Raw genomic sequence first — 9,383 nt, 5'->3', positions numbered from 1 at the left:
GAAGAAGACTATACCGCCCCAATTTTGACCTTAGAAGTTGTGTCCCATACCTATGGCGATGAGTATGAGAAGAAATTAGAGATTTATCGCAAATTAGGGGTTAAGTATTATGTGATTTATAATCCTCAATTCTGGCGGCGTGATGGACATTTGCCCTTTGAGGTTTATAAATTAGTGGATGGTGATTATCAATTGCAAATTGGTGAACCATTGTGGATGCCAGAAATCGGCTTAGGGATTGGAAGGGCTGTATTGCCGAGCGATCGCTTCGGGCGTGAAGTTTTAAGCTGGTTTGATGAAAAAGGCGATCGCTACCTCACGACTGAGGAAAGAGCCGAAAGGTCAGAACGACTAGCCGCTAGATTAAGAGAATTGGGCGAAGATCCCGATCAGCTTTGATGAACAAGGGGCTTAAGCCCCTAGCCTATGCCAATGTAAAATAGGGTTAGATAAAATCTTGAAAAAACTCTATGCCCGTACCCGTAGAACAGTTACTAAATTCTGAAATCCTTAAACCTGCCCGTTATTTAGGCAACGAGTTTGGCGCAGTGCATAAGCCTTGGGATCAGGCGATCGTGCGTTGGTCGCTGACCTATCCTGAAATTTATGAGGTGGGCGCGTCAAATTTGGGACATATCATCCTTTACAGCATTATTAACTCCAAAGATGGGCAGCTATGCGATCGCGCCTATTTACCTGCACCTGACCTCTCCGCAAAACTCCGTGAGACTCAAACTGATTTGTTTGCGGTGGAGTCAAAGCGATCGCTACGGGAATTTGACATTTTGGGCTTTAGTCTTAGTTACGAGCTAGGGGCAACTAATGTGCTGGAAATGTTTGATCTTGCCAATATTCCGATGACATGGAAAGAGCGTAGTGAGTTAAGTATTGAGGAATGTCCCTTAATTTTTGCTGGTGGACAAACCGCCACTTCTAATCCTGAACCCTATGCTGATTTCTTTGATTTCTTTGCCCTTGGTGATGGGGAAGAGTTATTGCCAGAAATTGGGGAAGTCGTGAAGGCAGCTAAGCTAGCTGGCAAGACTCGCCGTGAGACTTTGCTCGATCTTGCCAATGAGATTGATGGAGTTTATGTTCCCGAATTCTATGATATGGATGAAAGAACGGGAGCTATTAAACCAAATCGCAGTGATGTTTCTCCTCGCATTCTTCGCCGTGTCGCCACTCCCAGCCCTGAGCATAGCATCGGCTTAGTTCCTTTAATTGAAACAGTCCACGATCGCCTTGTGATCGAAATCAGAAGGGGCTGTACTCGTGGCTGTCGCTTTTGCCAACCGGGGATGCTTACACGCCCAGCCCGTGATGTTGATCCTGAGAAGGTTGTTGATACGATTGAGAGAGCCATTCGCGAAACTGGCTACAACGAATTTTCTTTGCTGTCGCTGTCTTGTTCCGATTACTTGGCTCTGCCATCGGTGGGAGTACAGATTAAGAATCGCTTTAAAGATGAGCATGTGACTTTATCTCTTCCTAGTCAAAGAGTCGATCGCTTTGATGAGAATATTGCCCATATGCTTCGCAGTGGCGATGGTCGTCAGCAGGGGCTAACCTTTGCGCCAGAGGCAGGGACACAGCGCTTACGAGATGTGATTAATAAGGGCTTAACCGATGAAGAATTGCTTCAGGGGATTAAAACTGCCTATGTTGAAGGTTGGGATAAGGTCAAGCTCTATTTCATGATTGGTTTACCGACCGAAACCGATGAGGATGTGATGGGGATTGTGGATACGGTGGAATGGTTGCAAAAAGAATGTCGGAAAGAGGGCAGAAAGAAAATTTCTTTCAATCTCACGATTTCTAACTTCACGCCTAAGCCCCATACTCCTTTCCAATGGCATACCGTTTCGAGTGGCGAATTTGTGCGGAAGCAACAGCTACTTCGCAAGGAGTTCCGTCGCTTGAGTGGAGTTAAAGTGAACTATACCGAAGTTCGCATTAGTGCAATGGAGGATTTTGTCGGACGGGGCGATCGCCGCTTGGGCAAAGTTCTTTATCGCGCATGGCAACTTGGCGCAGGGATGGATTCGTGGTTTGAGAATAGCGACCAAGCTTTTGGCGCGTGGACACAGGCGATCGCTGAAGCGGATCTGGTTTGGGATGCACCATCGCTAAAGATGCAGGAGGCTTTACCTTGGGATCACATTGATACGGGGATTGATAAACAATGGCTGATCGAAGATTGGGAAAGGGCGATCGCTGCTCAAATCGTTCCTGATTGTTCCTTTGGCGGTTGCTCCCATTGTGGCGTTTGTGGTCCCGAATTTGGACATAACGAGGTGATCCCACCACCAGAGGTTCCGCCAATTTCTTTAGAGAAGCCGAAAGTGCCGCCTAGAGTGCAGCGTATTCGCCTCAAGTTTGGCAAGTTGGGTGATATGAGTTTGATTTCCCATCTCGATTTACATCGCTTCTTCCAACGCGCCGCCCGTCGGGCGGCTTTACCGATCGCCCATACTGAGGGCTTTAATCCTTTGCCTCGGATTTCGATCGCCAAGGCACTACCTCTTGGACAAACCAGCAGTGCGGAGTTTGTTGATTTTGAGCTAACCGCAACCCTTCCCATTGAGGTATTTCAGGAGCGTTTTCAAGCAGAATTAGATGAGGATTTGCCAATTTATGCGATCGAGGAAGTTCCTGTTCATGCGCCATCATTAGATGCGATGCTAGAGGTTGCCGAATATACGCTTACCTGTGCCTTTATTACATCCAAGGAACGCCATGCTGCGGATATTATGGATTTGCTCGAAGGGGCTAGTTACTGTGTACTTGCAGCAACTTCTATTCAGATGCCGAAGGTGTCGAAATCTGGACGCAATCAGATGTTGGAATTACGCGATCGCCTGTTTACGATTAATGTAATTAATCCCGATCCTGAGCTTCCTAAGATTCATTTTATGGGTAGCTGTAAGCCCGATAGCAATCTCAAGCCTGAGTATGTGGTTTATATGATGAATAAATATCTCCCTGAAGAGGATGAGATTAAATTAGTCAAAGTCCACCGTGAATCAATGCGATAAATAATAAGGGGCTTTAGCCCCTTATTATTTATTAACTGGGGTTACAACATGGAAGCTTATAAGACCCTCACCCCTAGCCCCTCTCCCATTAAGGGAGAGGGGAACCAGAAATTAGTCTTCCTCCCCCTCTCCCATTAAGGGAGAGGGGGCTGGGGGGGTGAGGGCGATATTCGTTCCACGAAGTAAAAGCAAAAGAAGTTAAGGTCATTCAGGATTTATGCGAATTCTATTAGTAGATGATGAAGAAGAACTAGCGGAACCATTGCAGAGGATTTTGACAAATCAGGGTTATACGGTTGATAGTGCCAATAGTGGCGATCGCGGATGGGAAATGGCTCAGGTAGGCGGCTATGACCTCCTGATTTTAGATTGGATGATGCCCGAAAAATCGGGCGTGGAAATTTGTAGAGCCATGCGTCAAAAGGGAGACAATACTCCTGTTCTGATTCTCACCGCCAAGGATACCTTGGACGATCGCGTAGATGGTTTAGATAGCGGAGCCGATGATTATTTAGTTAAGCCTTTTGAATTAAGGGAGTTACTGGCAAGGGTCAGGGCGCTATTGCGTCGCGCCCCATCCCCTATCAGTCCTAGCAATGAACCTGTCAAGTTAAACTATGGCGACTTAGAACTAGATTGTGATAATCAAGTCCTCTATCGCGATCGCATGGCGATCGCTTTGACCGAAAGAGAATATCAACTTTTAGAATATTTTATGATTCATCCCAATCAATTACTTAGTCATGAACAGATTTCCCAACATTTATGGAAAGAGGGAGAAGACTTGCCCACCAGCAATGCCCTTGCTGCTCAAATTAAGCTGCTCCGCCGCAAAATTGATCGCGATCGCCAAATTTCCCTAATCAATACTGTCTATGGCAAAGGCTATCGCTTTGGTTAAAGTATGGAGTTTGGGCGCTTTGCAGCGCTACTTTCTATTGGATTACAAAAAATGGCATAGCAATTTTTTTAATCTCAAACTAGTATAGAAACGTAAAAAAGTGCTTTTTCTACTTTTTTGTGTTTTGGTATTACTTTGGTTGCCAATAGCTCTAGTATGCCAAAATAGTGAAGTGAGGGCAAAATCGGAGTGAAAAATTGTGGGACAGGCTCAATTACCGCCGCAGGAACCAGCTAATTCTACATTCGCGAAAAATTTAGGTCGCGTAGGCGTGGGATTAGCGATCGCATTAACCGCCACTAGCTTAGGCACTTTTTGGTATGGGCGCTATTTCCTCAATGAGCAGTTATCCCCCCTGTTGCAGACTGAGTTGGGCAAATCTCTCAAGCGTCCCTTACAACTAGGCAAGGTCGAGCGAGTCGGCTTTTCGAGTATTAGGTTTGGCAAGTCCGTGATTCCGCCCACGGACAAAGAGGCGAATTTCTTGGCGGTAGAAGCGATCGAGGTGAAGGTCGATCTGCTAAGCTATGCTGCCCGTCGCCAAATTGGACTTGATGCGATTATTGAGCAGCCGCAAATCTTTTTGAAGCAAGATGTTACGGGCTTATTGCAATTGCCCAAAATCACGCCGCCAGAGCGCCCAACTCAAGAAAGCTTTATCGACCTGCGGACAATTACCTTTAATGATGCTCAGCTTACAATTCAGACGATCGCCAAAGGAGAGCTAGTATCACTTAGTCAAGTCCAGATCGATAGCAATTGGAAAATCACCGATCTCAATAATCAGAGCTTAAAGATGACTGGCAAAGGTCAAGTGACTTTGCCCAATCTTGCCGCGATCGCTGCGCCGCCCAATCCCGAACAACTCAAAAAAGCGATCGATACTGCCATAGCAGAAAAAAATGGTAATAAAGGGCGAGTCTCCTTTGATATTGACTGGGACTTAACGAAGGGACAAGGAACCGTTGAGGTCTTCACCAAAGAAGTACAGATCGCTGCCTTACAAGGCTTTGCGGTCAATTTACCCCTAGAAATTCAGGGCGGAATTTTAGATTCCGAATCCAAAGTGGTGATCACGGCGGGCAAGGAAACTCCCACTGTATCGGTGACCGCCCAATTCAGCGAAGGTGCGCTTAAATCACCACAGTTACCTAAAGCCTTTACCAAAATTGCAGGTCAATTCAGCTTTGATGGTGCAGTGGCAACTTTTAAGGAAGTATCCGCAGAATATGACTTTTTAAAAGGAACCCTTGAAGGAACGTTTGATCAGCAAAAGGGCTTTAATCTCAATTTTGCCACCACTTCCCTTGACTTAGCAAAGGCGGTTGAAAGCCTTAAGCTCAAAAATCCTGTCGCGATCGCGGGAGAGATGAAAATCAGTGGCAAGCTCACTGGCACGACCGCAAAACCTGCTCTCACGGTCAACTTAAGCGCACCTAAAGCGATTACGGTAGATCGAGTTACGATTGATCGGGTGTTGGCTACGGTCGAACTCAAGGACTTAAATACGATCCAGATCAAAAAAGTCCAAGCTGCCTCCACAGGCGCAACCCTCACAGGCGAAGGTCAAATTAAGCTACCGAAAAAAGGTGAGTCCGCCGAAATTCTCTTTACTTCCAGCATCGTCGGCGTTGCAGAGAACTTTGCGAATCTCTATGGAACTAAACTCCCGATCGCGATCGGACAGGTAATTAGCTCTGTACAAGTATCTGGTAAGCTTGACAATCCCCAAATCTTTGCCCAAGTAGAAGCGCCCAACGCGAGCTATCCCGCTAAAGGAGAAGTATTTCTAGAGAATGGCTTAGCCACAATTCGCAATACCAAAGTTCGCTTTCCCATTGGGGAGATTGGCTTAGCAGGTACTTACAATGTCGCCAGTGGTGCATGGAAAACCCAATTAAATAGTAATGGCATTCCCTTAGCTGCATTTTTAATGAATCAAAAGGGAATTGTCGAAGGTTTTCTCAATCTGCGTAGCGATCGCGGCGGTTTTGCGCTATCCGATATCGTCGCCGATGGCAAATTGAATCTACCTCAAGGACTAACGGAAGTTCCCGATGCGATCGCCATTAATCTGAGTTGGGATGGCAAAAATCTATTAGTGCCATTACTCCAAGTTGGCGGTTATCTTACTGGTAATGGCAAGGTTGATCTCGCTTACCCAAATAATAATGTCAATCAGTTTCCGACAGGAGTGGCGGGAATTAATCTCGACCTGATTTCCCGCAATGTAAATATCAATCGCCTCGCTTCTCTGGTGAGTGCGATTCCGCCGCAAGCTTCGGGTATCTTTAACTTTCGCGGCAATATTTCAGGGGCGATCGACAAGCTCAAGATCGCGGGAGCTTTGCAACTTGACAATGTCGATATGGCATCCCTCGGATCGGCTTTTGCTAAGCAGGGCATAGTTGCGCCTTCAAGGGGTTCCCTTGATTTCAAAGGTTCCATTAATGGATTGTTAACCGATCCTCGATTAGCAGGTAACTTGCGGATTGCGGGATTAAAAGTTAATCAAGTAGAACTGGACAATCTCAACTTTGATGGGGTGTTAGATGGCTTAACTACGGTTCCCCTAGCAGCAGGTGATTTGTTACTAGCAGGATTGAAGGTTGATAAACTCGCTTTCGATCCGAGATTGGAAGGGAAAGTCAATTTTGATGGTAAGCAAGGCGCAAGTATCGATTTGCGCGGTAAACGCGATCGCATTGTGGGTCGTTTTGATACGGCTTTTCGTCCCATCGATTTTAATGTCAACTTAGGCGAAGCCACCGCCAGTGGTCGCAGGCTAGAAAATAATCCCCGACGTTTACAAGTGGCGATCGCCAATATTCCTTTGCCTCTGATTGCTTCCCTTGCGGGGCAAAATGACGTTAGCGGCAAGGTTTCCAGCAATCTGATTGTTGATTTTACCGATAGTCCATCCGCTAGTGGCGAAGTCTACGTAGATCGCCCCCGCTTTGGTCGGGTTTTAGCAGAACGGGCGATCGCTAAAATCACCTATGCAAATGGTGTTCTTGATGTTAGGGATGGCAATCTGTTAGTGCGCCAAGGGGAATCTAACAACGAATATAAATTCAATTTGACCTACAATCCCCAAATCGAGGAAACTCTCACAGGTGCAATAGAAATCGCCAAGGGACGGATGCAGGATCTGTTTGCGACCTTGCAATGGGCAAATGTGGTAGACATTACCCAAGGAATTGCCTTTACAAAAAATACTGCCGCCGAATTAAAACCCGTCGAAGCAATCGCCTTACTCGGCGAACCACTCTATAAGCAACTCCAATATCTCACCCAAATTGAACTGCGCCAAGAGCAGCAGGAAACCGTCAATTCCAATCGTAATTTTAATTTGCCAGCCCTTACGGATTTTCGTGGTGATGTTAAAGGCAAAGTTACTTTTGGTTTTGGCAAGCGTCGTGGTCTGCGCGTTGGCTTTAATCTCGTGGGTAAGAAATTTGAATATGGCAAATTTGCCGTTGATGATATTCAAGTAGAAGGGCGCTATGCCTTTGGAGTTTTCACGATCGCCAAGGCTAATTTCCAATCCGATAAAAGCTATGGTCGCATTACCAAAGCAAGGCTGAGGCTTTCGCCATCTTCCAATCCTCTATTCCGATTTCGAGAACAGAGTGGCGAAATTGAACTTAAGGACTTTCCCATTGAATCCTTGCGTCCATTGCCATTCTTCAGTGCAATTCCCTTTGATTTAACTGGAAAAGTTAATGGTAATGTTTCGATTTCGGGTACAAATTTGCTGGATATTGGCATTAAGGGAAATTTGAGCTTGAGCGATGGTTCCGTAAACCGTCAAGCGATCGATTTCATAGCCATGAACTTTGAGTACAAGAATCTCAATGTTAACTTCAATGCCAATATGAAGGTAGCAGGCAAAGAGGCGGTAGCAGCTTCAGGGCTGGTCAGCATCTTTGGCTTCTTTAATGTGAAGTTGGATGTTAAAAACGAAGGAATCGCCTTTATTAACATCTTCAATCAGCCCGTGCGCTGGGTGGATGGTCAGGGTGCAATCAATCTCAATGCTACGGGTACATTTAAAGATCCTAAAATCTCAGGTAAAATCAGCGTCGATAATGCCAAGGTCAGAGTTGCAGGCTTACCGGGAGACTTTACAGGGGTTCAAGGGACTATTGACTTTACTAGCGATCGCCTCATTAGCAATATCACCAGCAACTTTAGCGAAGGTAAATTGTCTCTCAAAGGAATTCTGCCCCTTAGCAACGCCAACTTACTTAAGGAAGATTCCCCAGATTATCAGAATGCTTTAGCGATTAATGCCGATAAGCTCAAACTCAGCATTCGAGATATTAGCTCCGATAACTTTAATAGTCAGGTAACGGTGCGTGGTTCACTGCTATTGCCCCGAATTACGGGCAATGTCCTTCTTGCCGATGGTCGGGTGGTGATTGGCAATGATGCCGATCCCAATAACGCCAGCAGTGCCCAAAATGACAATCTGCCCGATCTGATCTTCGATCGCCTTGCGGTGAAGCTGCAAAATATGCAGGTAACGCGATTCCCCATCTTTAACTTCCTAAGCGAAGGGACGATCATCGTTAACGGCACGCTCCAAAAGCCTGAGCCAGATGGACGTATTAATATTACTCGTGGTCAATTTAATGCGGTTTCCACCAGATTCCGTCTCGATCGCGCCTACGAAAATTATGCCGAATTCCGACCCGCCCAAGGACTCAACCCATTTTTAAATGTGCGGGTAGCGGGAGCCGTAGCCGAAATTACTCGCGTACCGATTAACTCCAATCGTCCTAACGATCTCTTTAGTCCCAATGAAGTCCCCGTGAGCAATTTGGGGGCGCAACGGACTTTGCGAGTCCAAGCTAGTGTTATTGGCTCTGCCCTGTCCCCTGATATTCGCCTTTCTAGTAGTCCACCTCGGAGCCAAGCTGAAATTATTGCCCTCATCGGTGGTGGCGTTTTACAGCAACAAGGAGGTTCCGATCCCGCTTCGGCGCTTGCCAGTTTTGCAGGTGGTACAGTTCTCAACTTCTTGCAAGATGCGATCGGTGATGCTCTGAACCTTGCGGAATTTAATCTCAGTCCCGTTACGACCAATACCGATGGCAGTAGTCGTACAGGTACGCTAGGTTTATCCGCCGAAGCAGCGATCGATGTCAGCAATAGTTTTTCTATCGCTTTGCAACGCATTATTAACGATTCCACACAACCGACTAATTTCTCACTGCGCTATCGTCTTGACCCGAATATTCTGTTGCGCGGTAACTATAGTTCCAATGGCAAAACAGGTATTTCTATCGAATATGAAAATAGATTTTAAGAAAAAGGGGCGTAAAACGTCTCTTTTTCTTTAGATTTTAAATTTTATTTCATAGTCAATCAACTTATTCATTAAATAAAACATCGCCATGTCAAATTAAAGCCTATGGAATCCTCATAGATTCTCCAAA

General features: G+C 45.9%; 4 protein-coding genes. All 4 read left to right on the top strand.

Translation table 11 applies throughout. The features are described from left to right. The coding region (locus H6F42_RS13760) for a Uma2 family endonuclease (protein WP_190399939.1) at window positions 1–399 on the top strand (399 nt) is incomplete at its 5' end. Between the two features lie 71 nt (window positions 400–470). Then, window positions 471–3,038: a TIGR03960 family B12-binding radical SAM protein gene (locus H6F42_RS13755; RefSeq protein WP_190399938.1), complete on the top strand. Its 2,568-nt coding sequence runs from the start codon at window positions 471–473 to the stop codon at window positions 3,036–3,038. A 217-nt stretch (window positions 3,039–3,255) separates the two neighbouring features. Continuing rightward, window positions 3,256–3,939 carry a two-component system response regulator RppA gene (gene rppA, locus H6F42_RS13750; protein ID WP_190399937.1) on the top strand — a complete coding sequence of 228 codons (684 nt, stop codon included), beginning with the start codon at window positions 3,256–3,258 and terminating at the stop codon, window positions 3,937–3,939. A gap of 199 nt (window positions 3,940–4,138) precedes the next feature. Then, window positions 4,139–9,253: a translocation/assembly module TamB domain-containing protein gene (locus H6F42_RS22325; RefSeq protein ID WP_190399936.1), complete on the top strand. Its 5,115-nt coding sequence runs from the start codon at window positions 4,139–4,141 to the stop codon at window positions 9,251–9,253. The last annotated feature ends 130 nt before the right edge of the window (window positions 9,254–9,383 follow it).

Source organism: Pseudanabaena sp. FACHB-1998, assembly GCF_014696355.1.
Taxonomy (GTDB): domain Bacteria; phylum Cyanobacteriota; class Cyanobacteriia; order Pseudanabaenales; family Pseudanabaenaceae; genus Pseudanabaena.
This window is presented reverse-complemented; position numbering and strand designations above follow the sequence as displayed.

Excerpts from the sequence above, each read along its gene's own strand:
- H6F42_RS13755 (WP_190399938.1), top strand. The coding sequence starts at position 471 with ATGCCCGTACCCGTAGAACAGTTACTAAATTCTGAAATCCTTAAACCT.
- rppA (WP_190399937.1), top strand. The coding sequence starts at position 3,256 with ATGCGAATTCTATTAGTAGATGATGAAGAAGAACTAGCGGAACCATTG.